This is a genomic window from Rhizobium sp. CCGE 510, assembly GCF_000292525.1.
In the GTDB taxonomy this organism is placed as follows: Bacteria; Pseudomonadota; Alphaproteobacteria; order Rhizobiales; family Rhizobiaceae; genus Rhizobium.
Map to the genome: position 1 here is coordinate 25,365 of NZ_AEYF01000006.1, position 23,040 is coordinate 48,404.

Genomic DNA, 23,040 nt, shown 5'->3' on the forward strand with positions numbered 1-23,040 from the left:
ATGGCCGAGTTCAGGATCGCGCAGGATCTGGTCGCGACAGAAAACGACAAGCGGGCGACCGCACTGAAAGCCGATTACGAGGCGCTGGGTGCGAACCTTGCCCGCCGCGGCATCGATATCGAAACGATCACCCGCAAGGTGGCGGAATTCTTCGTCGCCGTTCCCTCCTGGGGTGTCGGCACCGGCGGCACGCGGTTTGCCCGCTTCCCCGGCACCGGCGAGCCGCGCGGCATCTTCGATAAGCTCGACGATTGCGCAGTCATCAACCAGCTGACGCAGGCGACACCAAACGTCTCGCTGCATATTCCCTGGGACAAGGCGGATGTGAGCGAATTGAAGGCCAAGGGCAATGCGCTCGGCCTCGGCTTCGATGCGATGAATTCGAACACCTTTTCCGATGCGCCGGGCCAGGCCCATTCCTACAAATATGGTTCGCTCAGCCATACCGATGCGGCAACGCGGGCGCAGGCGGTCGAGCACAATCTCGAATGCATCGAGATCGGCAACGCGCTCGGCTCCAAGGCGCTGACGGTCTGGATCGGCGATGGCTCGAACTTCCCCGGCCAGAGCAATTTCACCAGGGCTTTCGAACGTTACCTCGCCTCGATGGCTGATATCTACAAGGCGCTGCCCGACGATTGGAAGCTGTTCTCCGAGCACAAGATGTATGAGCCGGCCTTCTATTCCACCATCGTGCAGGATTGGGGCACCAATTACCTGATCGCCCAGACGCTCGGGCCGAAGGCCCATTGCCTCGTCGACCTCGGCCACCATGCACCGAACACCAATATCGAGATGATCGTCGCCCGCTTGATCCAGTTCGGCAAGCTCGGCGGCTTCCACTTCAACGATTCCAAGTATGGCGACGACGATCTCGACGCCGGCGCGATCGATCCCTACCGGCTATTCCTTGTCTTCAACGAGCTGGTCGACGCTGAACAGCGTGGGGTCAACGACTTCAACCCGGCCCATATGATCGACCAGTCGCACAATGTCACCGACCCGATCGAAAGCCTGATCAACAGCGCCAACGAAATCCGACGCGCCTATGCGCAGGCGCTGCTCGTCGATCGCAAGGCGCTGTCCAGCTATCAGGACGACAATGACGCGCTGATGGCGTCGGAAACCTTGAAGCGCGCCTATCGCGCCGATGTCGAGCCGATCCTCGCCGAAGCTCGGCGCCGGGCCGGCGGCGCGATCGACCCGATCGCCGCCTATCGCGCCAGCGGTTACCGCAGACAAGTGGCGGCCGAGCGCCCAGCCTCCGCTGCCGGCGGCGGCGGCATCATCTAAGCTTCTCAACTGAATAGATTTGCCGGCAGCGCGGGGTGACGCGCTGCCGGCAATTGCCGTTTAGAGCAATTCCAGCAAAAGTGTGAAGCGGTTTTGCGTCCGGAATTGCGTGGAAAAAGGGATAGAGCATTTTCGTGATTCGAAGAAAAACGGAAAGGCTCTACGGCTTCCAGCCCCCGGCGATCTGGCGGGTGGCGATGTTCAGCCGGTTCCAGACATTGATATTGGCGATGGCGATGACGAGCGCCGCAAGGCTCCTGCCGTCATAATGCCGGGTCGCCTCGTCCCAGATATCGTCAGGCACCGGGTCGGCGCGGTCGCTGACGCGGGTCACCGCCTCGGTCAGCGAAAGGGCCGCCCGTTCGGCATCGCTGAAATAGGGCGAGTCGCGCCAGGCGCTGACGGCAAACAGCCGTTCGTCCGTCTCTCCGAGTTTCTTTGCGATGCGGGGATGGCCGTCGACACATGCGCTGCAGCCGTTGATCTGGCTGGCCCTCAGATAGACGAGTTCGAGCAGCTTCGGCGACAGACCGGTCTCGGTCGGCACCTTGCCGAGGGCAGCCAGTGCCTGCATGGCTTCGGGAATGACGAGGGCGGGATTTCCCATTCTCTCCTGCATGACCACTCTTTCCTGCATGATATGTCTCCTTGATGTGTTTGTCGTTCGACGGCTCCGCCGGCGCTGTCACATCGGCCGGGTTTCGTTCGTCATGGCTTTGACGGAATGCAGCGAAGGAATGTGACGGATGGACGAGAAAAAATGGCTGGCCGATGAATTCGAGGCGAACACGGCGCATCTGAGGGCCGCTGCCTATCGCATGCTCGGCTCGCGCAGCGAGGCTGATGATGCCGTTCAGGAGGCCTGGCTGCGGCTGAGCCGTACGGATACGACCGATGTCGGCAATCTCGGCGGCTGGCTGACGACGGTGGTGGCGCGCATCTGCCTCGACATGCTGCGCACGCGCAAGACCCGCCGCGAGCAGCCGCTGGAGATGCCGGTTCATGCTGCGATCGCCGATCCGGCAGGCGATCCGGAGCGCGATGCAGCCTTCGCCGAATCGGTTGGCGTGGCGTTGCTCGTCGTGCTGCAGACGTTGGCGCCGGCCGAACGTGTCGCCTTCGTGCTGCACGATATGTTCGATCTGCCCTTCGACGAGATCGCGCCGATCATCGGCCGGTCGTCTGCCGGTGCCCGGCAACTTGCAAGCCGCGCCAGCCGCCGGGTGCAAGGGGCAGACGAAGCGCCTGATATTGATTTCGGCCGCAAACGCACAATCGCGGAGGCTTTTTTGACGGCATCGCGCAACGGCGATCTTGAGGCCTTGCTTGCCGTGCTTGCCCCCGATGTCGTCTTCCGGCCGGATGCGACGGCGGCGCGATTCGGCACCATCGGCGAAATGCGCGGCGCGGCCGATGTGGCCGCAGCCTTCAAGGGGCGGGCGCAGGCGGCAGAAATTGCCCTCGTCGACGGCGAGCTCGGATTTGTCGTGCAGATCGGCGGCCAGCTGCGCGTTGTCGGGGTGCTGACGATCGCTGATGACAGGATCGCTGCGATCGACGCCATTGCCGATCCAGATCACCTCCAACGGCTTGACTACTCAATCCTCCGGGATTGAAAATAAACGCTGATTTGCCGGATCCTGGCAACAGGCGCGCGTTGGAACGAGCGCGCCATCGACGTTTCCTCAGCGCCGGATTCCGCGTCATTGTCCTTGACAGCAGCGTCTTCAGCTTTATTCTATTATAAAGATTTATATAGCATAACTATGGAATTCAGCGATATGAACATGTCAAGCGACCAGGCTCGGAAGCCGCTTCTCCTCACCAATGTCAAACCAGTGGCTTTCGGCGCGGGCGCAGTCGAGGAGGCGATCGACATTCTCGTTAATGCCGATGGCAGGATCACCAAGATCGGTCCGTCGCTCGCGGTCTCTGAGGATGTGACGCGCATCGACGGCAAGGGCGCCTTCGTCTCGCCGGGCTGGGTCGACCTTCACGTGCATATCTGGCACGGCGGTACCGACATTTCTATTCGCCCCTCCGAATGCGGCGTCGAGCGCGGCGTCACCACGCTGGTTGATGCCGGTTCGGCCGGCGAGGCGAATTTCCATGGCTTCCGCGAATATATCATCGAGCCCGCGCGTGAGCGCATCAAGGCCTTCCTGAATCTTGGCTCGATCGGCCTCGTCGCCTGCAACCGTGTTGCCGAACTCAGGGATATAAGAGATATCGATCTCGACCGCATTCTCGAAGTCTATGCCGAAAACAGCGAGCACATCGTCGGCATCAAGGTGCGTGCCAGCCATGTGATCACCGGCTCCTGGGGTGTGACCCCCGTCAAGCTCGGCAAGAAGATCGCCAAGATCCTGAAAGTGCCGATGATGGTGCATGTCGGCGAGCCGCCGGCGCTCTATGACGAAGTGCTCGAAATCCTCGGCCCCGGCGACGTCGTCACCCATTGCTTCAACGGCAAGGCCGGTTCGAGCATCATGGAGGACGAGGATCTCTTCAATCTCGCCGAGCGCTGCGCCTCCGAGGGCATCCGCCTCGACATCGGCCATGGCGGCGCTTCCTTCTCCTTCAAGGTGGCGGAAGCGGCGATCGCGCGCGGGCTTCTGCCGTTCTCGATCTCCACCGACCTGCACGGCCATTCGATGAATTTCCCGGTCTGGGACCTGGCGACGACCATGTCGAAGCTGCTCAGCGTCGGCATGCCCTTCGACAAGGTGGTGGAGGCCGTCACCCACGCGCCGGCATCGGTCATCAAGCTGTCGATGGAGAACCGGCTTTCGGTCGGCGCGCAGGCCGAATTCACGATCTTCGACCTCGTCGATTCCGACCTTGAGGCGACGGATTCCAACGGCGACGTCTCCGTCCTCAGCAAGCTGTTCCAGCCGCGTTACGCGGTGATCGGCGCCGATGCCTTTGCCGCCAGCCGTTATGTACCGCGAGCACGCAAGCTGGTGCGCCACAGCCACGGTTACTCCTACCGGTAGGATCCGCCGCTGAGCGAAGCGCTCAGCGGTTGCGCCAGCCCATCAGCTTTTCGATCCGCTCCGCCGAACTGCGCACATGCGCGGTATAGTGGTTCTCGTCGGAAAAGGCCTTCTGTTCCGGCAGCACGATGGAAATGGTGGCGACGCACTGGCCGTCACGATCGCAGATCGGCGAGGCGATGCAGGCAACCGCATAATCCGATTCCCCCGCCTGGATCGACAAGCGCGCCTCGAAGGCCTTGCCGGCGGCTTCCGACAGGGTGCTCGGATCGATCTCGGCGCGGCCGGTCGGTGACGAGCGGGCGCAGCGCTTGAACAGCTCGATGCGCTCCTCCTGCGGCAAGTGGCCGGCGAGCAGGCGGCCAGACGCCGTCCAGTTCAGCGGCACTCGGGTGCCGACGCGGGACGCCACCTGGAAATGGCTCGGGCCATCGGCCATGGCGAGCACCAGCATATAGTCGCCGTCTCGGCCGCAGACCTGCACGGTTTCGCCGGCCTGGCGGCAAAGGTCGTGCATTTCATGGGTGGCGATGCTCATGAAATCCAGCGACCGGGCATAGGCAAGGCCGTAATGATAAAGCCGGGCACCGAGCCAGATGGAGCCATCCGCCTGGCGCGTCAGCATGTTTTTCTCGACCAGATCGTCGACGATGACGTAAACGGTCGACAGCGGCGCCTTCACCGCCTTGGCGATCGCATAGACGCCGGCGGGCAAGCCGGTCTCATAGAGATGATCGATCACTTGAAGCGCACGGTCGATGCCGCTGACGCGGGCGCGACGCGCGCCCTTGCCGGCGACCTCGTCGGCGTGGGCCTCATCTTCGCTGTAAACTGCGGGTGATGTTGTTCCGTCCAATTCCATGAACCTCGTTAAAACTGCGATCATGTTACATTACTATGGGATAGTCGTCGCTGTGGCAAATCGCAACATTTTGTAGGTTGATCGTGCGGGAGGAGCGACAGCGGCGGTATCATGGAGCCGCGTGATACCGGACATCCGTCCGCCACGAATACCTTCGGCTTCACAGCAATCGATGACGCGCGCCGACGATGCTGCAGGCTTTTGCCAGCCCTTTGTCCAGCGTGATGAGGGTCGCGCCGCTACCGACCGCGATAGCGAGGTGGAGCGCATCGCCGGCGCGAAGACCGATTTCGAATTGATCGGTCATGCGGGCTGCATCCACGAAATGTGCGCGCGATATCGGCAAGAACTCGAAGGTCGTTGGGCACAGTTCATTGAACATTGCTAAAGCCTTGCCGCGATCGGCTTGATCGATCTGTCCGTTTCTTGTTTTGAGCGCGATGGCGCTTGAAAATTCGGCGATCGTCCAGCCGCTCACGGCCATCTCTCGAGAGGCATGTTTCGCCAGCCATTGCTGCACGTCGGCCGTGCGGGTCTCGACGGTCCAAGCGGCGACGAGCACTGATGTGTCGATGTAAAGCATGGGCAATTCAATAACGATCGGTATCGCGCATATCGCGGACAAAGGTCATGGAATCGACCGGTTCGGCCGGCGGTTTCATTGAGGCAGTCATTGCCCTCAACCGCTCGACATCGAGTGGCTTTTTCGGCGTCTTCACCGGCACGAGCTGTGCCACAGGCTTGCCATGTCGCAATATCTCGACGGTCTCGCCAGCTTCGACGCGATTGAGTAATTCGCTGAGATGAGCTTTTGCTTCCGCTAGGTTGACAGTTGCCATCATGTATCCAACCTGACCAATTTTCTGGTCATTTTAGTCGCAAAGTCATTCGGCTGCAATGCCGCTGGAACAACAAGCCGCAGCCTGAGTTTGATCCCGAACCCAGGAGATCATGATGACGAATTATCCGACACCGCCTTTCCCATCCCAGAAACAGCCGATGCCCGGTTTCACCGCGCAGATGGACCCGGTTCCCGATCATGGCGAAAAGAGCTATCGCGGTTCAGAGCGGCTCAAGGGCAAGCGGGCGATCATCACCGGCGGCGATAGCGGCATCGGCCGGGCAGTGGCGATCGCCTATGCCAGGGAAGGCGCCGACCTGCTGATCTCCTATCTCGATGAGGACGAGGACGCCGACGAGACGAAACGGCTCGTCGAGCAGGCCGGGCGCAAAGCTATCCTCGTCAGCGGCGACATTCAGGATCCTGCCCACTGCAGGCAGATCGTTGAAATGGCGGTGAAGGAGCTTGGCGGGATCGACATTCTGGTCAACAACGCCGCGCATCAGGCAAGCTTCAAGAGCATTGATGAGATCAGCGACGAGGAGTGGGAACTGACCTTCAAGGTCAATATCCATTCGATGTTCTATCTGACGAAGGCAGCCGTCGCCCATATGAAGCCCGGTAGCGCCATCATCAACACGGCCTCGATCAACTCAGATAGTCCGAACCCGACCCTGCTTGCCTATGCGACAACCAAGGGTGCGATCCAGAATTTCACCGCCGGGCTCGCCCAGCTTCTCGCCGAAAAAGGCATTCGCGCCAATGCGGTGGCGCCGGGGCCGATATGGACGCCGCTCATTCCTTCGACCCTGCCTGAGGAAAGCGTCAGCAATTTCGGCAAACAAGTGCCGATGAAACGGCCGGGCCAGCCGGCCGAGCTGGCAACGACCTATGTGATGTTGGCCGATCCCTTGTCGAGCTATGTCTCCGGCGCGACAATCGCGGTCACCGGCGGCAAACCAATTCTCTAGCGCATCGGCCCGAGAATCGGAATCGATTTTCGGAAAGCATGATGCGCAGATTCGAAGTGTTAGAGCGTCCTTTGTGCTCTAAACCGGTTTGCCGTAACCACCGCCGGTCGGCGTGGTGACGATCACGGCGTCGCCGGCGGCGAGCATTGTCTGGTCAGCGCCCTCAAGCCTTTCGACCTTGCCGTCCGCCCGACGGATCTCGGTTTTTCCCAATTGCCCGTCTTCCCCGCCGAAGAGGGCGAACGGCCGGATCGTGCGATGCGAGGAGAGGATGCTGCAATCCATCGTCTCCAGGAAGCGGATGGTGCGCTCGGTTCCGCCGCCGGAGCTATACCGCCCCTTGCCGCCGGAGCCGCGGCGGATGTGGAAATCCTCGAGCACGACGGGAAAACGGAATTCCAGCACTTCCGGATCGGTCAGGCGCGAATTGGTCATATGCGTGTGCACGCCATCGGCGCCGCTGAAACCGGTGCCATCGTTAAGGAGGCCGGCGGGGCCGCCGGCGCAGATCGTCTCGTAATATTGATAAACGGCGTTGCCGAAGGTCAGATTGTTCATCGAGCCTTGCGCTGCCGCCAGCGTTCCGAGCGCCCCGAACAGCGCATTGGTCACATGCTGGCTAGTCTCGACATTGCCGGCGACGACGGCGGCCGGATAGGCCGGGCGCAGCATCGAACCATCGGGCACGATGATCCGGATCGGCCTGAGGCAGCCGGCATTCATCGGGATCGGTTGTTCGACCATGACGCGGAAGACATAAAGCACGGCGGCGCGCGTCACCGGTTCCGGCGCATTGAAATTGGTCGGCTGCTGCGCGCTGGTGCCGGTGAAATCGACCGTCGCCTCACGCGCTTTTCTGTCGACGGTGATCTTCACCTTGATGACGGCGCCCTGGTCGGTGGGATAGGTGAATTCGCTGTCGCTCAGCCGGGCGATCACTCGGCGCACGCTTTCCTCGGCATTGTCCTGCACGTGGCCCATATAGGCTTCGACGACGTCGAGCCCGAAATGGGCAACCATCTTGCGCAATTCCTGCACGCCCTTTTCGTTGGCGGCGATCTGCGCCTTGACGTCGGCAAGGTTCTGGGCCGGATTACGGGCCGGGTAGGGATGGTCAGTCAGCATCGCTGCGAAGTCACCCTCACGGAAACGGCCTTCGTCGACCAGCAGGAAATTGTCGATCAGCACACCTTCCTCGTCGACCTTCGTCGCCCGCGGCGTCATCGAGCCCGGCGCCTTGCCGCCGATATCGGCATGATGACCGCGCGAGGCGACGTAAAACAGGATCACCTCGCCGGCATCGTCGAAAACCGGCGTGACGACGGTGATGTCGGGCAGATGCGTGCCGCCATTATAGGGAGCGTTGAGCGCGAAGACGTCACCCGGGCGGATGCGGCCTTCATTGAGGCGGATGATGGTTTCGACCGATCGATCCATCGAGCCGAGATGCACCGGCATATGCGGTGCATTGGCGACGAGTGCGCCGGTGCGGTCGAAGACGGCGCAGGAGAAATCGAGCCGCTCCTTGATGTTGACCGAATGCGCCGTGTTCTGCAGCGTCACGCCCATCTGCTCGGCGATCGCCATGAACAGATTGTTGAAGACTTCGAGCATGACCGGGTCAGCGCTGGTACCGATCGCCGTACTGCGAGACAGCGGGATCTCGCGGGTGAGAACGATATGGTCGTGGCCAGTGAGCCGTGCCTGCCAGCCGGCTTCGACGACGATTGTCTGATGTGGTTCGATAATGAGGGCAGGCCCCTTGAGGACGGCGCCCGGCTTCAGCCCGTCGCGCGTGAAAATGCCGGCCTCGCGCCATGTTCCGCCGGAATAGAAGCGGGTGGTGCGCAGGGCTTCCGGCTCGGAGGCTTCCGCCTGTATGTCCGCCTCCTTGATGTCGGCGCCGCCGCCGATGCCCTCGACTTCGATGGAATCGACGACGATAGGCCGGTCTTCGAAGATGAAGCCGAACTGCTTCTTATGGGCGACGGCAAAGGCCTGCGCCATTTCCTCCTGCGGTCCGAAGGCGACGGGCAGGGCGGTGTCCGTGCCCTTGTATTGCAGGTGCAGGCGGGTGACGATCTCCATATCGGCAGCCTCGACACCCTGCAGCGTCAATTCCTTGCGCACTTCCTCGGCCAAGCCGGCCCTGATATCGGCGATCGTCGTCAACGCCGCGGCGAGCTCCGTCAGCACCGCGCGCTGGCGCGTGGCGCGGATATCGGCAAGACCCATGCCATAGGCCGAGAGAATGCCGGAGAAGGGGTGGATCAGCACGGTCTTCATGCCGAGGCTGTCGGCGACGAGGCAGGCATGCTGGCCGCCGGCGCCGCCGAAACAGGTGAGCGCATAGCCGGAAACGTCATAACCGCGCTGAACCGAGATCTTCTTGATGGCATTGGCCATATTCTCGACGGCGATGGCGAGAAAACCGTCGGCGGCATCCTCAGCCGTCCGCCCGCCACCGATCGTCTGCGCCATGTCTGCGAAGGCGGCGCGCACTGTCTCGGCATCGAGCGGCAGGTCCTGCCCCGGCCCGAAGATTTCAGGGAAGAACTCCGGCAGCAGCTTGCCGGCCATGATGTTGGCGTCGGTCACGGTGAGCGGGCCGCCGCGGCGATAGGATTTCGGGCCGGGCGTGGCGCCGGCCGATTCAGGGCCGACGCGGAAGCGTGAACCGTCATAGCTCAAGATCGAACCGCCACCGGCGGCGACGGTATGGATCTTCATCATCGGCGCGCGCATCCGCACGCCGGCGACTTCGGTCTCGAAGGCGCGTTCCAGTTCACCGTCATAGTGCGAGACGTCGGTTGAGGTGCCGCCCATGTCGAAGCCGATCATCCTGTTGAAACCGGCGATGCGCGAGACCTCGACCGCGCCGACCACGCCGCCGGCAGGGCCGGAGAGGATCGCGTCCTTGCCCTGAAAGAGATGCGCGTCGGTCAACCCGCCGGAGGACTGCATGAACATCAGCTTCGGGCCTTCTCCCTCGACAGTACCGAGTTCGGCGGCGACCTGATCGACATACCGGCGAAGAACCGGGGACAGATAGGCATCGACGACGGCGGTGTCGCCGCGGCCGACGAGCTTGATCAGCGGTGAAACCACGTGCGAGGGCGAGATCTGCGTGAAGCCGATGGCGCGCGCGATGGCGGCGGCCTGCTGCTCGTGCTGGGGGTAGCGATAGGCATGCATGAAGACGATGGCGACGGCGCGCAGGCCCTTGCTGTAGGCGGCTTCCAGTGCTTGCCGCAAGACATGTTCGTCGAGGCCGCGTTCCACCGTGCCGTCCGCCAGCACGCGCTCGTCGGCTTCGATAACCTCGGCATAGAGCAGTTCCGGTTTGACGATTTTTTTGGCGAAGATATCGGCGCGCGCCTGGTAGCCGATCTCCAGCGCATCGCGGAAGCCCTTGGTGGTTACCAGCAGCGTCGGATCGCCCTTGCGTTCCAACAGCGCATTGGTGGCGACCGTCGTTCCCATCTTCACCGCACCGATAAGCTCGGAAGGGATTGGCTGGCCGGCTGTCACACCAAGCAGTTCACGGATCCCGTGCACCGCCGGGTCGCGATAGGCTTCCGGATTTTCCGAGAGCAGCTTGTGGGCGACGAGCGAACCGTTCGGACGGCGCGCGACGATATCGGTGAATGTGCCGCCGCGATCGACCCAGAAATCCCACTGTCTGCCCATCATCCGGCCTCCCTTTGAACTGAAAATTTATTGACGATTTATCGATAAAATGTCAACGTTATCTTCTCGAAATCATGGAGGGGCGGCATGGCAGATCAGCGCGGGCGACAGGAAATCGGGCCGATCGTCTCTTCCGCGCATCTGGCAGATGGAGCGCTGCCGGCTCTTTCAGAGCTGGAATTCGGCCTGATTCTAGCCGGCAATGCCTTCGATCGCTGGATGGTCCGCTGCATGACGGCGGCGGGCGAGCCCGGCTGCGCCGCAATCGAGGTGCTGGTGCTGCATTCGGTGGCCCATAGGCAGCGGCCGAAGCGGCTCGGCGATCTCTGCAGCGTGCTCGGCGTCGAGGATACACATGTGGTGATCTACGCGATCAAGAAGCTGGAAAAGCGCGGCCTCGTGACAAGCGCACGGGCAGGCAAAGAGAAGCTGATCGCCGCCACCGAAAAAGGTGTTGAAACCTGCCTGAAATACCGGGCGGTGCGCGAGGCGTTGCTGGTGGAGTCTATGAAGGGGCTCGGGCTCGATACCGCGGCGACATCGGCCGTGGCGGCCATGCTCCGGGCGCTTTCCGGGCATTACGATCAAGCGGCAAGGGCCGCCGCCTCTTTGTGACGGCAGCCCTTGACGGGGGCAGGGAAAGATCCCCCGAAATTTTCAGGCGGCGTATTCAGCCGAAGCAGGGCATCGCCGGCAGATTGGCGCGGCTAGCGAGCGCGCCGATCATGTTGCCGACTGAGGTCGAACGCGGTTCGCGTTTGCCGGCGGCCGTCTCCAGGAGTTGCTTGAAATCTTCAAGCTTCACGCCGTCGGCGCGCAACACCATGGCGATCAGGGGGTCGCGAAGGGCTTCGGATATCGTCAGGTCGTCTCTGGTCTTTCTCATGGTTGTCCTCCTTTCGTGGGCGGTCGCCCGTGTTCCACTTTCCGCTGCCGTGTTCTCGACATTGACTTTCGCGTTTTGTGGTGTTACCGGTAAGTAACAATGCATTTGTTACCGATCGGTCACATTGATGTCAAGGACTACGTCCGCAAAAAAATCAGAAACGTCGAATGAAATCTCCGCAGCCGTTCCAGTAGACCGCATCCCGCCGAGGGAGCGTATCGTCTCGACCGCATCGGAGCTTTTCCGCGAGCGCGGCATCCGCGGCATCGGCGTCGATGCCATCGCCGACGCGGCTCTGACCAACAAGATGACGCTCTACCGGCATTTCGGCTCGAAGGACGAACTCGTCTGCGAGACGCTGCGCCGCGCCTCGGAAAAGGCGGGTGCGATCTGGCGCGAGCTGGAGGCCGCCTATCCCGGCAATCCCCGCGCCCAGCTCTATGCTTGGGTGGAAACGCGGGCGCAATGTCTGAACGGCGAGCCCGCCGGCTGCGATCTCGCCAATGCCGCCATCGAACTGAAGGGCGAGGGCCATCCCGCCCACGAAATGATCGAACGGTACAAGGCCGAACAGCGCGATCGCCTGGCGGCGCTCTGTTCGGCGGCCGATGCGCGCGAGCCTGAGCTTCTTGCCGATACGTTGACGTTGCTGCTCGAAGGGGCGCGTGTCAGCCGCCAGGCCATGGGAGCTGCCGGCTGTTGCGGTCATTTCGCCAAAGCCTGCAATGCGGCGATCGCGTCTTTCGCCTGAACAATCCTTCGGGAACCTTACCGCTTCCATACCGTTCTTCCATAACCGGAGGACAAGTGGAGACCGGGAGATGAACCACGTCTATCTCAAGCGCCTATATGTCAAACGCGCCGAGCTCGAAGCCCAGCTGGAGCTTCACGACGCCCGCTATTGTTTCGGCGAGGAAGAAGTCGATGACGGCACCGACAGCGATCTGCGTCAGCGGCTGAGCGAAATCTCCGACGAAATAGCTGCGCTGGAAGCAGGCCGGGCCGCCAGAGCATGATCTAGGTCCCGAGGATTTCCATTGTCCGTTCGTCGAATTTCCCTTGGTAGAAATGCTCGATCACCCGGTGGAAGGGCGAGCCATGGTCGCTGATTGCGGCAAACAAGGTCATCGAGGAGCGCAGCTTCAGGTCGTCGGGTGAACCGAGGATCTGATGCGCCGATCGGCCGTCTACCGAAAGGATCGCCTCGACGCAGCGCAGCAGCCGGCTTGAGAGAATGGGATCGGCAAGATAGGCGGCGGCTTCCTCGGCCGAGCGGATCGCATATTTTTCGGCCATTGCCGATATCCCGAGACCTGATATCTGCGGGAAGATGAACCACATCCAATGGGACGTCTTGAGCCCGGCTTTCAGCTCGGAAAGCGCTTGTTCGTAAATGCCGTTCTGAGCATCAATGAAGCGTTCGAGATTGTAATCGATATCACCGGCCATGGTCCTTTTCCCTTTTTCTGCTGTCGACGCAGCCTGGGCCAAGGTCTCCATGCCCGGCAAAACGCGTTTCTGCCCGGCGAAATAAGCCTGCTGTCAGCAGACCCTCTCAGCATAGGGGCTGCTCTCACGGCAGTGGCCGTAGGGCTGATGATGCGGCGTGTTGTCGTCCGCAGGGGCGGCAATGGCCGATGTCGTCATTGGGTCCGTATCGCCGGAAGAGTATGCGGCAAAACCCGCAAAGCTCAACAGAACCAATGCGCCGACGACGACCAGGCGTTCGATGGCCGACAGCTTCTGAGCGCTGACATGGTCAACATAGTCGCGCTCGCCTGCGCCGGCGGTTTCGTCCTCTTTCACATGATGGGTCACCATATCCTGGCGACGGCTCAAAGTTTCACAATCTGTCATTTCTAAATACTCCTGCAACACATGCGTGGCCGGTTCCGAAGTGTAAACTCTCACCCTCGGGCCGAACCTGCTCCGCATGCGTGCAGCATGTGTGTCTTCGATCGTGGCAATTGAAGGGGCATTCTGCAAACTCAGTGTTCAGAAAATCGCACTAATAAAATGCAAAGCAACGGGAAGCTCTGGTTCGCTGGAATGATCCGGGGTAGTCCAGGGGCTCATCTTTCTGTGGATCGTCCCATGAGCAAATCTTTCGGCGCGATGTCGGTCGCGCAGCTTTCCGTCCTTATTCAAAGTGGTGCTGCCGATCCGGTCGATGTGGCCGGCGCGATTTTCGAATCCATCGCGAATTATACCGATAAGGCGGTTTTCACCGCGCTGCTGGAAGACCGGGCGATGGAGGAGGCGCGCGCCTCTTCCAAGCGCCTGCGGGATGGGCGCTCGCTCGGATTGCTCGACGGCATTCCCATCGCCTGGAAGGATCTGTTCGACGTCGAAGGCCTGCCGACGACGGCAGGTTCCGTCGTCCTTGCCGACGAAAAGCCGGCCAAGCGCGATGCGGCGGTCGTCGATTTGCTCAGGCAGGCGGGCATGGTCGCTATTGGCCGCACCAATATGAGCGAATTCGCCTTTTCCGGCCTCGGCATCAATCCGCACTACGGCACGCCGGTCAATCCGCGTAGCAACGACCTCCCGCGCATTCCGGGCGGCTCGTCTTCCGGCGCCGGTGTTGCGGTCGCCGCCGGGCTGGTGCCGGTCGCCATGGGCACGGATACCGGCGGCTCGGTGCGCATTCCGGCCGCCCTCAACGGCATCATCGGTTACAAGGCGACCCGCGGCCGTCATGCGATGGCGGGCGTCTATCCGCTGGCAAAGAGCCTGGATTCGCTGGGGCCGCTCTGCCGTAGCGTCAGGGATGCGGTCTGGATCGATGCGGCGATGCGCGGGCTGACCGCACCTGACGTCGGTGAGCGTCCGCTGCAGGGGCTGCAATTGCTCGTGCCCGAGAATGTCGTTTTCGACGGGGCCGAACCTGAAGTGATCGCGGCGTTCGAGGCGGCTTTGGACCGTCTTCAAAAGGCCGGCGTCCATGTTGCCCGCGCCGTCATTCCCGCCTTCGACGAGATTTTCGATCTGATGACGAGATATGGTCCGCTGGTGACGGCGGAGGCTTTCGCGCTTCACCATGAACGCTTGGCGGGACCGGACGCGGACAGGATGGATCACCGCGTCGTCATGCGGACCCGCTTGGGAAGCAGGACGACACTGGCCGATTACCTGGCGATCCTCGATGCGCGCAGCCGCCTGATCGCCGATGTCGAGCGCCTTGTCGGCGACCGGCTGATCGCTTTTCCGACTGTCGCCCATGTCGCTCCGCCGATCGGTCCGCTGGAGCAGGACGACGAGCTGTTCTTCGCGACGAACAACAAGACGTTGAGGAACACCGCTCTCGGCAATTTCCTCGACTGGTGCGGCGTCTCCATTCCCTGCGGTACGGGAGAGGCGGGCATGCCGGTGGGCCTGCTGCTTTCGGCCACGGCCCGTCGCGACGAAGCGCTTCTGGGAATTGCGCTTGCCGCCGAGCCGGTCATCCGCGGCGATTTCGCCTCAATCGGCAATTGAACCGAGGTGCGTTTGTTGCCATTGATGAAATAGGAGATCCAGGAGGACGGCACGTGCAGGATTTGCAAAACGGACGCTTCGCGGTTTCGACATGGTCGCTGCATCGGCTGCTCGGCGCCGTCCATGGCTACAGTCCCGATCCCGACAAAAGTGCGGCGCCGAAGGAACCCTATGGCCTTGGCGCGGCGGCGCTGATCGACATGCCGGCGGCGCTGGCGGCGCGTGGCATCAACCGGCTGGAGGTCTGTTCCTTCCATCTGCCGAGCCTCGACGCCGGCTACCTCGGCGAATTGCGCGATGCGCTGGCGTCGTCGAACGTGCTGTTTCAGACGCTGCTCGTCGAGGATGGCGATCCGAGCCATCCTGAGACGGCCGAACGCGACGTCAAATGGATGGCGGAGTGGATCGATATCGCTACAGCGCTTGGGGCGCACCGGATGCGCGTCATTGCCGGAAAACAGAAGCCGATGGAAGAAAACCTGTCCCGCGCCGCCCGTCACCTGAACTGGCTCGCAGACAAAGCGGAAGGCAGCGGCGTGCGTGTCGTCGTCGAGAACTGGTTCGACCTGCTGCCGTCGCCGGTCGAGATGAACTGGCTGCTGGACCGGCTGAACGGCAAGGTCGGCCTCAACGGCGACCTCGGCAATTGGCCAGCACCCCCGAAATATGAAGGCCTGGCCAATATCATGCGCCGTGCCGAGATCTGCCACGCCAAGGCCGACTATGGCGTTACGGGCCTTGATGCCGATGATTACCGCAAGTGCCTGGAGATGTGCGAAAGGGCCGGTTACGCCGGACCCTTCACGCTGATCTACGACTCGCCGTTCTTTCCGGATGAATGGGACGGCATCCTGCTGCAAAAGCAGTTCATCGAGGATTTCCTGCGCGACGCCCCGGCGCGCAGGACGGCTTGAACCGAAGCGTTATTCCTGGCGCGGAAACCGCTGGCTTTCCTCCAGCACGTTCAGATCCATGTGATTGCGCATATAGCGCTCCGAGGCTTTCTGCAGCGGTTGATAGTCCCAGGGATAATAGGCGCCGTTGCGCAGCGCTGCGTAGACCACCCAGCGGCGCGCCTGGCTTTCGCGCACGGCGGCGTCGAATTCGGCAAGGTTCCAACGCCGCCTGGCCTGGTCGACAAGCCTAGCCAAGGTTTCGGCATGGACCGGGTCGCCTGCCAGATTGTCCAATTCCCGCGGGTCGGCTTCGAGATCGAACAGCATCGGTGGGTCCTTCTCGCAGAGCGAGAGCTTGTATCGCCCGTCCCTGATACAGACGAGTGGCGCTTCCGACCCTTCCGCCGCATATTCCATCGGGACCGGCCCGCGGCTGCCGATACCCTCGGCAAGCGCCGTCAGATCCTCGCCTTCGGTCCATGGTTTCAATGAGGCGATATCGATGCCGGCGAGAGCCGCCAACGTCGGCGTCACGTCGAGAGTGGAGACCGGCTGATCGATGCGCTTGGGTGTCCAGCCGGGGACGGACATCATCAGCGGAACGCGGGCCGATCCTTCGAAGAAGTTCATCTTGAACCAGAGGCCACGGTCGCCGAGCATGTCGCCGTGGTCGGAAACGAAGAGGATGATGGTGTTTTCGGCCATGCGGCTGCGTTCCAGAACACCGAGAATCTCGCCGATTTTCTCGTCGACATAGGAGATATTGGCGAAGTAACCCTGCCTCGCGCGCCTGATCTCTTCCGGGCTGATGTCGAAAGCATCATGGTCGCAGGCTTTCATCAGGCGCTGCGAATGCGGGTCCTGCCGCTCGAAGGCAATCGGCGCCACTGTCGGGTCTAGCACCGGGCAGTCCTCATAAAGGTCCCAGAATTTGCGGCGCGCGACATAGGGGTCGTGCGGATGGGTGAAGCTGACGGTCAGGCACCACGGGCGTCCGTCATGGCCGCGCGCGAGATCGAACAGTTTGCGGCTGGCGTGGTAGGCGACCTCGTCGTCATATTCCATCTGGTTGGTAATTTCGGCAACGCCGGCGCCGGTGACCGAGCCCAGATTGTGATACCACCAGTCTATGCGTTCGCCGGGCTTGCTATAGTCGGGCGTCCAGCCGAAATCGGCCGGATAGATGTCCGTCGTCAGGCGCTCCTCGAATCCATGCAACTGGTCGGGGCCGACGAAATGCATCTTGCCGGATAGTGCCGTCTGGTATCCGGCGGCGCGCAGATGATGCGCGTAGGTTGGAATGTCCGAGGCAAATTCTGCCGCATTGTCATAGACGCGCGTTCGGCTCGGCAACTGCCCGGACATGAAGGACGCCCGCGCCGGTGCGCAGAGCGGGCTTGCGGTATAGGCGTTGGCGAAACGCACCGAACGTTCGGCCAATGATTTCAGATGCGGCGCATGCAGAAAATCGGCGGGACCATCGGGAAAGAAAGTCCCATTCAACTGATCGACCATCAGGATGAGAATATTCGGGCGCGCCATGTCGTTCCTCTATGCTATTTGAAGATTTTATTGAATCCCCTATTGTCGCGCCTGTAAAGCCAGCTTTTTTCGATGGCTGCCTAAAGGATTTTTTATGCCAGATCACCCGCTTGAGCTTGGATGGATGCGCATCTTCGTCGAGGTCGCAAGACTCGGGAGCTTTTCCTCGGCTGCGGCGCTGCTCGGGCTTACCCAGCCTGCCGTCAGCTACCAGATCCGCCGGCTGGAGGAGCAGCTCGGCGTCAGCCTGTTACGGCGCCAGCATCGCGGCGTGACGCTGACGGCGCAAGGCGAGCGGCTTCTCGCGGCCGCCGCCAAGGCGGTCGCCGACATCGATGCACTCGCTCGCAACTTCCGTGCCGAAACCCAAAGGCCGGTCGTCCGGCTGAGAACCGACTATGCCTTTTCGTCGCTCTGGCTGATCCCGCGCATGGACGGCTTCCGGCTTCTTCATCCGGAAACGGATATACAGATCGTCGCGACGCAACGGTTTGCGGCCGGTTTTCGCGACGAGGCGGATGTCGCGGTCGTTTTCGGCACGCGGGCGGAATTCGGCGCCATCGGCACGCTTCTGCTGCCGGAAAAGGTCGTGCCGGTCTGCACGCAGGGCTTTCTCGATCGCAATGGCCCTTTCGACGATCCGGGGCAGCTTGCCAAGGCGGTTCTGATCCATCTCGATACGCCGATGCCATCGCCCTGGTTCGATTGGCGCAGTTATCTGACCGAATTCTCCGTCCTTCGCGACATCAATGCCGGCCGCGGCGATATCAGCTTCAATACTTATTCACTGGTCGTTCAGGCTGCGCTGAGCGGGCAGGGCGTGGCGATTGGCTGGATGGGTCTCGTCGATACGCTGCTCTCCGCGCGCATGCTGGTCGAAGCCGGCCCGCCGCTGGAGGCGCAGGACCGCGGTTACTGGCTGGTGCCGCCGCGATCTCCAAGCGCGCACAGCGAAGGTCTCAGCGCCTGGCTGGTGGGCGAAGTCGGAAGGAGCGGCTAGAGCATGATGCCGAAAAGTGTCAGCGGTTTTCTTATGACATCATGCTCTAACTCACTAATGTAGAACAGGATTCAGAGTTTAGGCCGAGCGGACCTAAAATCATCCTGTTCTGGCGCCGGATTATTTCTCCGCAGCAGAAGCCTTGTCATCGGCGACGCAGCCCGACATTGTGAGATCGAATCCATAGCGAAAGTGCCGCAAGCATGCGAACGATCGGATATATCATTGGACTGCTTATGGTCCTTCTCGGGCTGATCTGGATCGGCCAGGGAAGCGGCTATTTTCCCTATCCGGCGTCCAGCTTCATGATCGCTCAAACGATCTGGATGCTTTGGGGCGCTATTCTGGCCGCAGTCGGCATTGCCGTCCTGATCATCGTATCGCGACTGCGCCGGAGAGTGTGAACCGCTGCCGCTGGCTGGCAGCAACGGCCGCTGGCAGTCTGATGAATTGAGGAGAATGGCATGGGTGCCGCTGATATCGACGGCTTTGCGGAGCGGATCAGGAACAGCCGGGATGGAATGATCTCCGCCTGGATCGGCATTCCTGACGCAACGCTTGCCAACCATCTGGTGCAGGAGGCCTTCGACACCGTCGTTCTGGATATGCAGCATGGCATGTGGGACATGCCGTCGGCGGCAAATGCCGTCGCGCAGGTAAGGCTTGCCGGCAAGCCGGCCTTAGCGCGCATTCCGGTCGGCGATTTCGCCTCCGCTTCGCGACTGCTCGACGCTGGCGCCTCCGGCATCATCGCGCCGATGATCAATTCAGCCGAAGACGCGCAAGCCTTCGTCAAGGCCACCAAATACCCGCCTGTCGGCGAGCGCAGCTGGGGACCGTCGCTGGCGCTGAACCATACCGGCCTTTCGGGCGATGATTATCTGAAAAACGCCAACGCGCTGACCGTCGCCATCGCCATGATCGAAACCCGAGCAGCGCTTGAGGCGATCGACGCCATTCTCGGCGTTACCGGCATCGACGGTATCTTCGTCGGTCCGTCCGATCTTTCTATCGCGCTGTCGAACGGCGACCAGGTGGCGCCGAACGCCGCCGAGATCGATAGCGCCATGCAGCATGCCGTCTCGCGCTGCCGCGCCCACGGCAAAGTCGCCTGCGCCTATGCCGCCGACGGCGAGCGGGCTGGCGAATTGCTGAAATTCGGCTTCGATCTGGTCATTGCCGGTGCCGAGACCACGCAACTGCGCTCCGGCGCCCGCCGCGCCATCAATGCGGCCCGCAGGATTGCGTCCGCTTGAACGTCATTTCATCGGCTTCACCGCCAGCCAGATGACGTGGCGGGCGCCGCCGCGTTTGCCGTTGGCGCGCGTATTGATCGCATCGACGGAAAAACCGCTGTCCTTGAGACGGCGGGTGAAATCCGGATCCGGACCGGACGACCAGACGGCGAGTACGCCGCCGGGGCGAAGCGCGTCGCGGGCGGCGCGAAGGCCGTTAAAATCGTAGAGCCGATCGTTGGATTTGCGGGTCAGCCCGTCCGGGCCATTGTCGACATCGAGCAGGATCGCGTCATAGGCGGCCTTGCCGGCACGGATCGCTTCGCCGACATCGCCTTGGTGGATGCCGACCCGCGGATCGTCGAGACAGCCCTTGAACACCTCGGCCATCGGTCCGCGGGCCCAGGCGACAACGGCGGGCACCAGTTCGGCGACGGTGACGCCGGCATCTTCGGGAAGGACGGCAAGGGCGGCGCGCAGGGTAAAACCCATGCCGAGCCCGCCGATCAGGAGCTTGGGCTTCGGATGCGCCTTGATCCGCTCCCAGGAAAGCGTTGCCAGGGCCTCCTCCGAGCCGCTGAGACGGCTGTTCATCAGCTCGTTGGCGCCGAGCATGATCGAGAATTCGCTGCCGCGCTGCTTCAATCGCAATTCGCCGGTTTCACCGGGAATGGTCGCGGAATCGAGCTGGATCCAGGGCAGCATGACGGTTTCGCCTCATATGAAAGGAAATGTCCCCTAGCATGAGGCGCGGGCTGAGGCCAGCAAGCCGGCATCAGACCATCCGGATGAAATGACCCGGTTCCACTTCGGCGATCTCGTCTTGCTGCACGGCCGAGCGGCGGCGGATATCGTCCACCTCGTCGGGCCTGAGACGCGCTTTCGGGTCCTCGAAGCGGATATCCGGATCGGGCACGGCCGAGAGCAGCAGCCTCGTATAGGGATGCAGCGGGTTGTCGATCACCCGGGCGGTGCTGCCCCATTCGACGATCTGGCCGGCATACATCACGGCGATGTCTTCGGCGACATAACGGGCGGTAGCGATGTCATGGGTGATGTAGAGCAGGCCGAGGCTCATCTCCTGCTTCATCTCGTTCAACAGGTTCAGCACGCCGAGGCGTACCGAAACGTCGAGCATCGAGGTCGGTTCGTCCGCCACGATCACCTCTGGCTTGACAGCAAGTGCGCGCGCTATGTTGACGCGCTGGCGCTGGCCGCCGGAGAGTTCATGCGGATATTTCGGCGCGACGAGATCGGGATCGAGCCGGACGCGCTTCAGCAGTTCGCGGACCGCGACGTCGATCTCGCTTCCTTTGATCTCCGGGCGATGCAGCTTCAGCGGCCGGTGGAGATGATGGGCGATGGTGTGGGCGGGGTTGAGCGAGGCGAAGGGGTCCTGAAAGATCATCTGCACAGAGCGGCGATAGCGGGCGATCTCGGCGGAATTCGCCGCCTCGACCGGCTGACCCTTGTAGAGAATCCGGCCCGATGTCGGCAGATATTCGCGCATCGCCATGCGGGCGCAGGTGGTCTTGCCGCTGCCGGATTCGCCGACGAGGGCCAGCGCCCGGCCGGCGCGCAGCGAAAACGAGATGGCGCGCGCCGCATGCACGGCCGCCGAACCGTGGCCAAACGTCTTGGTCACCGTGTCGAGTGCGAGGATGGCGTTACTCATTGCAGCACGCCTCCATGCAGCGAGGGGAAAGAGGCCCAGAGCTTCTTCGTGTAATCATGCTGCGGCGTCCGGTAGATCGCCGCGGCCGCGTTCTGCTCCACCAACTGACCCGACAGCATGATGCCGATCCGGTCGCAAAACTGCACCATCAGCCCGAGATCATGGGTGATGAACAGCACGGAGAAGCCGAAGCTGCGGCGCAGCTCGTTGATGCGCTGCAGGATCTCGCGCTGGACGACGACGTCGAGCGCCGTCGTCGGCTCGTCCATGACGACGAGCTTCGGATCGAGCGCCATGCAGATGGCAATGACGATGCGCTGGCGCATGCCGCCGGAAAACTGATGCGGATAGTCGCGCATGCGGTCCGGCGCGATGTCGACGAGCCTCAGCATCTCGGCGGTACGCTCGCGGGCCGCGGCACGGCTCATGCCCTTGTGGGTGCGCAGCATGTCGTAGAATTGCGCTTCGATGCGCAGCACCGGGTTCAGCGAGTTCATGGCGCTCTGGAAGACCATGGCGACCTCGCGCCAGCGGAATGCGGCAAGCGCCTTCCGGTCGAGGCCGAGCACGTCGCGACCGTCGAGCAGGATGCGGCTCTGCTTGCGGATCAGCGCCGGCGGCCTGTGCAGGCGGCTGATGGCAAAGGCGATGGTGCTCTTGCCGCAGCCGGATTCACCGGCAAGGCCGAAGACCTCGCCGGGTGCCACGTCGAAGCTGACATCGTCGACGGCGCGGAAATCCTTCTCCTCGCCGATATAGTCGATGGTGAGGTTCCTCACCGAAAGCAACGGCTGGGTCACAGGCGGCCCTCCCCGGAACGGACGAGCAGGGACCAGCGCTTCAGGTGATTGCCGGTGCGCAGCCGCGGATTGGCGATCTCGTCGACGGCGAAATTCAACAGTGACATGCCGATGCCGAGGAAGGCCAGCGCGAAGCAAGGGGTGAGAATATCCCACCAGGCGCCGACCGACAGGGCCGAGGCCTTCTGTGCATTGTAGAGCATCGTGCCCCAGGAAATCGCCCTGGGATCGCCGAGGCCGAGAAATTCAAGCGTTGCCTCGGTGATGATGGCGAAGATGACGCTGCCGATGAAATTGATGCCGACGATCGATATCACGTTGGGGAAAATCTCGAAGGTCATGATGCGCCATTGCGGCTCGCCCATCATCTCGGCCGATTTGACGAAATCCTTGTGCTTGACGGAGAGTGTTTCGGCGCGGGTGACGCGGGCGCCCCAGGCCCAGGATGTGGCGCCGAGGATGCCGGCGATGACCAGCGGGCTTGCCTGGCCGATGAAGGCGGCCAGCACCAGCAGCAGCGGCAGGTTGGGAACGACCAGCACCATATTGGTGAAGAAGCTGATGACCTCGTCGGTCTTGCCGCCGCGATAGCCGGAAATGATGCCGAGCGCGGTGCCGACGAGCGTGATCAGCAGGCCGGCGCCGAAGCCGACGGCAAGCGAGGTGCGGGCGCCGTAGATCAACCGGGCGAAGACATCCTGGCCGATGCGGGTGGTGCCGAGGATATGGTCGAGCGATGGCGGCTGGTGCGGCCGCCCGGTGCGGGCGGCGGGATCGTATTGTGTCAAAAGCGGTGCAGCGATCGCGACGATCACGATGGCGGCGATGATGACGAGGCCGATCAGCGCCTTGCGGTTTCGAAGCAGGGTCTTCATC

25 protein-coding genes are annotated in these 23,040 nt (G+C 62.1%); 12 read left to right on the forward strand and 13 right to left on the reverse strand.

All coding sequences use genetic code 11. The features are described from left to right. Entirely contained in the window at nt 1-1,293 is a 1,293-nt protein-coding gene (rhaI, locus tag RCCGE510_RS04600) for an L-rhamnose catabolism isomerase (protein ID WP_007627595.1), read from the forward strand. Nucleotides 1,294-1,453: 160 nt separating this feature from the next. Here the strand turns inward: rhaI and RCCGE510_RS04605 are convergent, their stop codons facing one another. Next, on the reverse strand, nt 1,454-1,912 hold the full coding sequence (locus RCCGE510_RS04605; protein WP_007627597.1) for a carboxymuconolactone decarboxylase family protein: 459 nt from the start codon (nt 1,910-1,912) through the stop codon (nt 1,454-1,456). Between the two features lie 127 nt (nt 1,913-2,039). Here RCCGE510_RS04605 and RCCGE510_RS04610 point away from each other — a divergent pair, with 127 nt between their 5' ends. Together RCCGE510_RS04610 and RCCGE510_RS04615 are read left to right on the forward strand one after the other, a co-directional pair. Then, nucleotides 2,040-2,909 (forward strand): sigma-70 family RNA polymerase sigma factor, encoded by an 870-nt coding sequence (locus tag RCCGE510_RS04610; protein WP_007627599.1) that lies wholly within the window; start codon nt 2,040-2,042, stop codon nt 2,907-2,909. Between the two features lie 171 nt (nt 2,910-3,080). Then, on the forward strand, nt 3,081-4,289 hold the full coding sequence (locus RCCGE510_RS04615) for an amidohydrolase/deacetylase family metallohydrolase (protein WP_037077793.1): 1,209 nt from the start codon (nt 3,081-3,083) through the stop codon (nt 4,287-4,289). 22 nt (nt 4,290-4,311) lie between these two features. On the opposite strand, the gene RCCGE510_RS04620 is transcribed toward RCCGE510_RS04615, so the two are convergent. The 3 genes from RCCGE510_RS04620 to RCCGE510_RS04630 all read right to left on the reverse strand — a co-directional run bounded on the left by RCCGE510_RS04620 (nt 4,312) and on the right by RCCGE510_RS04630 (nt 5,990). Then, nucleotides 4,312-5,151, reverse strand: a complete 840-nt coding sequence (locus RCCGE510_RS04620; protein WP_007627601.1) for an IclR family transcriptional regulator — start codon at nt 5,149-5,151, stop codon at nt 4,312-4,314. A gap of 160 nt (nt 5,152-5,311) precedes the next feature. Further along, entirely contained in the window at nt 5,312-5,734 is a 423-nt protein-coding gene (locus tag RCCGE510_RS04625) for a type II toxin-antitoxin system VapC family toxin (RefSeq protein ID WP_007627602.1), read from the reverse strand. 7 nt (nt 5,735-5,741) lie between these two features. Further along, nucleotides 5,742-5,990, reverse strand: a complete 249-nt coding sequence (locus RCCGE510_RS04630; protein ID WP_037077777.1) for a type II toxin-antitoxin system prevent-host-death family antitoxin — start codon at nt 5,988-5,990, stop codon at nt 5,742-5,744. A gap of 115 nt (nt 5,991-6,105) precedes the next feature. On the opposite strand from RCCGE510_RS04630, the gene RCCGE510_RS04635 reads away from it, so the two are divergent. Continuing rightward, nucleotides 6,106-6,963, forward strand: coding sequence for an SDR family oxidoreductase (locus RCCGE510_RS04635; RefSeq protein ID WP_007627605.1), 858 nt, complete (start codon nt 6,106-6,108; stop codon nt 6,961-6,963). 78 nt (nt 6,964-7,041) lie between these two features. Here RCCGE510_RS04635 and RCCGE510_RS04640 read toward each other — a convergent pair whose 3' ends face one another. After that, a complete protein-coding gene (locus tag RCCGE510_RS04640; protein WP_007627607.1) occupies nt 7,042-10,653 on the reverse strand; it encodes a hydantoinase B/oxoprolinase family protein in 3,612 nt (1,203 codons plus the stop codon). 87 nt (nt 10,654-10,740) lie between these two features. Here RCCGE510_RS04640 and RCCGE510_RS04645 point away from each other — a divergent pair, with 87 nt between their 5' ends. After that, on the forward strand, nt 10,741-11,268 hold the full coding sequence (locus RCCGE510_RS04645) for a winged helix DNA-binding protein (RefSeq protein ID WP_007627614.1): 528 nt from the start codon (nt 10,741-10,743) through the stop codon (nt 11,266-11,268). A 55-nt stretch (nt 11,269-11,323) separates the two neighbouring features. Here RCCGE510_RS04645 and RCCGE510_RS04650 read toward each other — a convergent pair whose 3' ends face one another. Next, the gene (locus RCCGE510_RS04650; RefSeq protein ID WP_007627616.1) at nt 11,324-11,539 is read right to left on the reverse strand and encodes a hypothetical protein; all 216 of its coding nucleotides are present in this window, start codon (nt 11,537-11,539) and stop codon (nt 11,324-11,326) included. Nucleotides 11,540-11,666: 127 nt separating this feature from the next. Here RCCGE510_RS04650 and RCCGE510_RS04655 point away from each other — a divergent pair, with 127 nt between their 5' ends. Together RCCGE510_RS04655 and RCCGE510_RS04660 are read left to right on the forward strand one after the other, a co-directional pair. After that, a complete protein-coding gene (locus tag RCCGE510_RS04655) occupies nt 11,667-12,290 on the forward strand; it encodes a TetR/AcrR family transcriptional regulator (RefSeq protein ID WP_007627618.1) in 624 nt (207 codons plus the stop codon). 70 nt (nt 12,291-12,360) lie between these two features. After that, nucleotides 12,361-12,555 (forward strand): hypothetical protein, encoded by a 195-nt coding sequence (locus RCCGE510_RS04660; protein ID WP_007627621.1) that lies wholly within the window; start codon nt 12,361-12,363, stop codon nt 12,553-12,555. 1 nt (nt 12,556) lies between these two features. Here RCCGE510_RS04660 and RCCGE510_RS04665 read toward each other — a convergent pair whose 3' ends face one another. Continuing rightward, nucleotides 12,557-12,988, reverse strand: coding sequence for a DUF1810 domain-containing protein (locus RCCGE510_RS04665; protein ID WP_007627623.1), 432 nt, complete (start codon nt 12,986-12,988; stop codon nt 12,557-12,559). Between the two features lie 93 nt (nt 12,989-13,081). Further along, nucleotides 13,082-13,360: a hypothetical protein gene (locus RCCGE510_RS04670; RefSeq protein WP_192815275.1), complete on the reverse strand. Its 279-nt coding sequence runs from the start codon at nt 13,358-13,360 to the stop codon at nt 13,082-13,084. Between the two features lie 273 nt (nt 13,361-13,633). Between RCCGE510_RS04670 and RCCGE510_RS04675 the strand changes: the two genes are divergently transcribed. After that, complete coding sequence (locus tag RCCGE510_RS04675) at nt 13,634-15,016, forward strand: amidase (protein WP_007627627.1); 1,383 nt, start codon at nt 13,634-13,636, stop codon at nt 15,014-15,016. A gap of 53 nt (nt 15,017-15,069) precedes the next feature. Further along, a complete protein-coding gene (locus RCCGE510_RS04680; RefSeq protein WP_007627633.1) occupies nt 15,070-15,930 on the forward strand; it encodes a TIM barrel protein in 861 nt (286 codons plus the stop codon). A gap of 9 nt (nt 15,931-15,939) precedes the next feature. On the opposite strand, the gene betC is transcribed toward RCCGE510_RS04680, so the two are convergent. Then, complete coding sequence (gene betC / locus RCCGE510_RS04685) at nt 15,940-17,454, reverse strand: choline-sulfatase (RefSeq protein WP_007627634.1); 1,515 nt, start codon at nt 17,452-17,454, stop codon at nt 15,940-15,942. 94 nt (nt 17,455-17,548) lie between these two features. Here betC and RCCGE510_RS04690 point away from each other — a divergent pair, with 94 nt between their 5' ends. The 3 genes from RCCGE510_RS04690 to RCCGE510_RS04700 all read left to right on the forward strand — a co-directional run bounded on the left by RCCGE510_RS04690 (nt 17,549) and on the right by RCCGE510_RS04700 (nt 19,710). Then, a complete protein-coding gene (locus RCCGE510_RS04690; RefSeq protein WP_007627635.1) occupies nt 17,549-18,454 on the forward strand; it encodes a LysR family transcriptional regulator in 906 nt (301 codons plus the stop codon). A 203-nt stretch (nt 18,455-18,657) separates the two neighbouring features. Next, on the forward strand, nt 18,658-18,858 hold the full coding sequence (locus RCCGE510_RS04695) for a hypothetical protein (RefSeq protein WP_007627636.1): 201 nt from the start codon (nt 18,658-18,660) through the stop codon (nt 18,856-18,858). 60 nt (nt 18,859-18,918) lie between these two features. After that, on the forward strand, nt 18,919-19,710 hold the full coding sequence (locus RCCGE510_RS04700) for an aldolase/citrate lyase family protein (RefSeq protein WP_007627637.1): 792 nt from the start codon (nt 18,919-18,921) through the stop codon (nt 19,708-19,710). A gap of 3 nt (nt 19,711-19,713) precedes the next feature. On the opposite strand, the gene RCCGE510_RS04705 is transcribed toward RCCGE510_RS04700, so the two are convergent. The 4 genes from RCCGE510_RS04705 to RCCGE510_RS04720 all read right to left on the reverse strand — a co-directional run bounded on the left by RCCGE510_RS04705 (nt 19,714) and on the right by RCCGE510_RS04720 (nt 23,039). Then, on the reverse strand, nt 19,714-20,394 hold the full coding sequence (locus RCCGE510_RS04705; protein WP_007627640.1) for a spermidine synthase: 681 nt from the start codon (nt 20,392-20,394) through the stop codon (nt 19,714-19,716). 70 nt (nt 20,395-20,464) lie between these two features. Next, nucleotides 20,465-21,364, reverse strand: a complete 900-nt coding sequence (locus RCCGE510_RS04710) for an ATP-binding cassette domain-containing protein (RefSeq protein ID WP_007627641.1) — start codon at nt 21,362-21,364, stop codon at nt 20,465-20,467. Continuing rightward, a complete protein-coding gene (locus RCCGE510_RS04715; protein WP_007627642.1) occupies nt 21,361-22,164 on the reverse strand; it encodes an ABC transporter ATP-binding protein in 804 nt (267 codons plus the stop codon). Before RCCGE510_RS04715 ends, RCCGE510_RS04710 begins: the two co-directional genes overlap by 4 nt. Then, nucleotides 22,161-23,039 carry an ABC transporter permease gene (locus tag RCCGE510_RS04720; protein WP_007627643.1) on the reverse strand — a complete coding sequence of 293 codons (879 nt, stop codon included), beginning with the start codon at nt 23,037-23,039 and terminating at the stop codon, nt 22,161-22,163. The genes RCCGE510_RS04715 and RCCGE510_RS04720 overlap by 4 nt, the downstream gene beginning before the upstream one ends. Nucleotide 23,040: the final 1 nt, after the last annotated feature.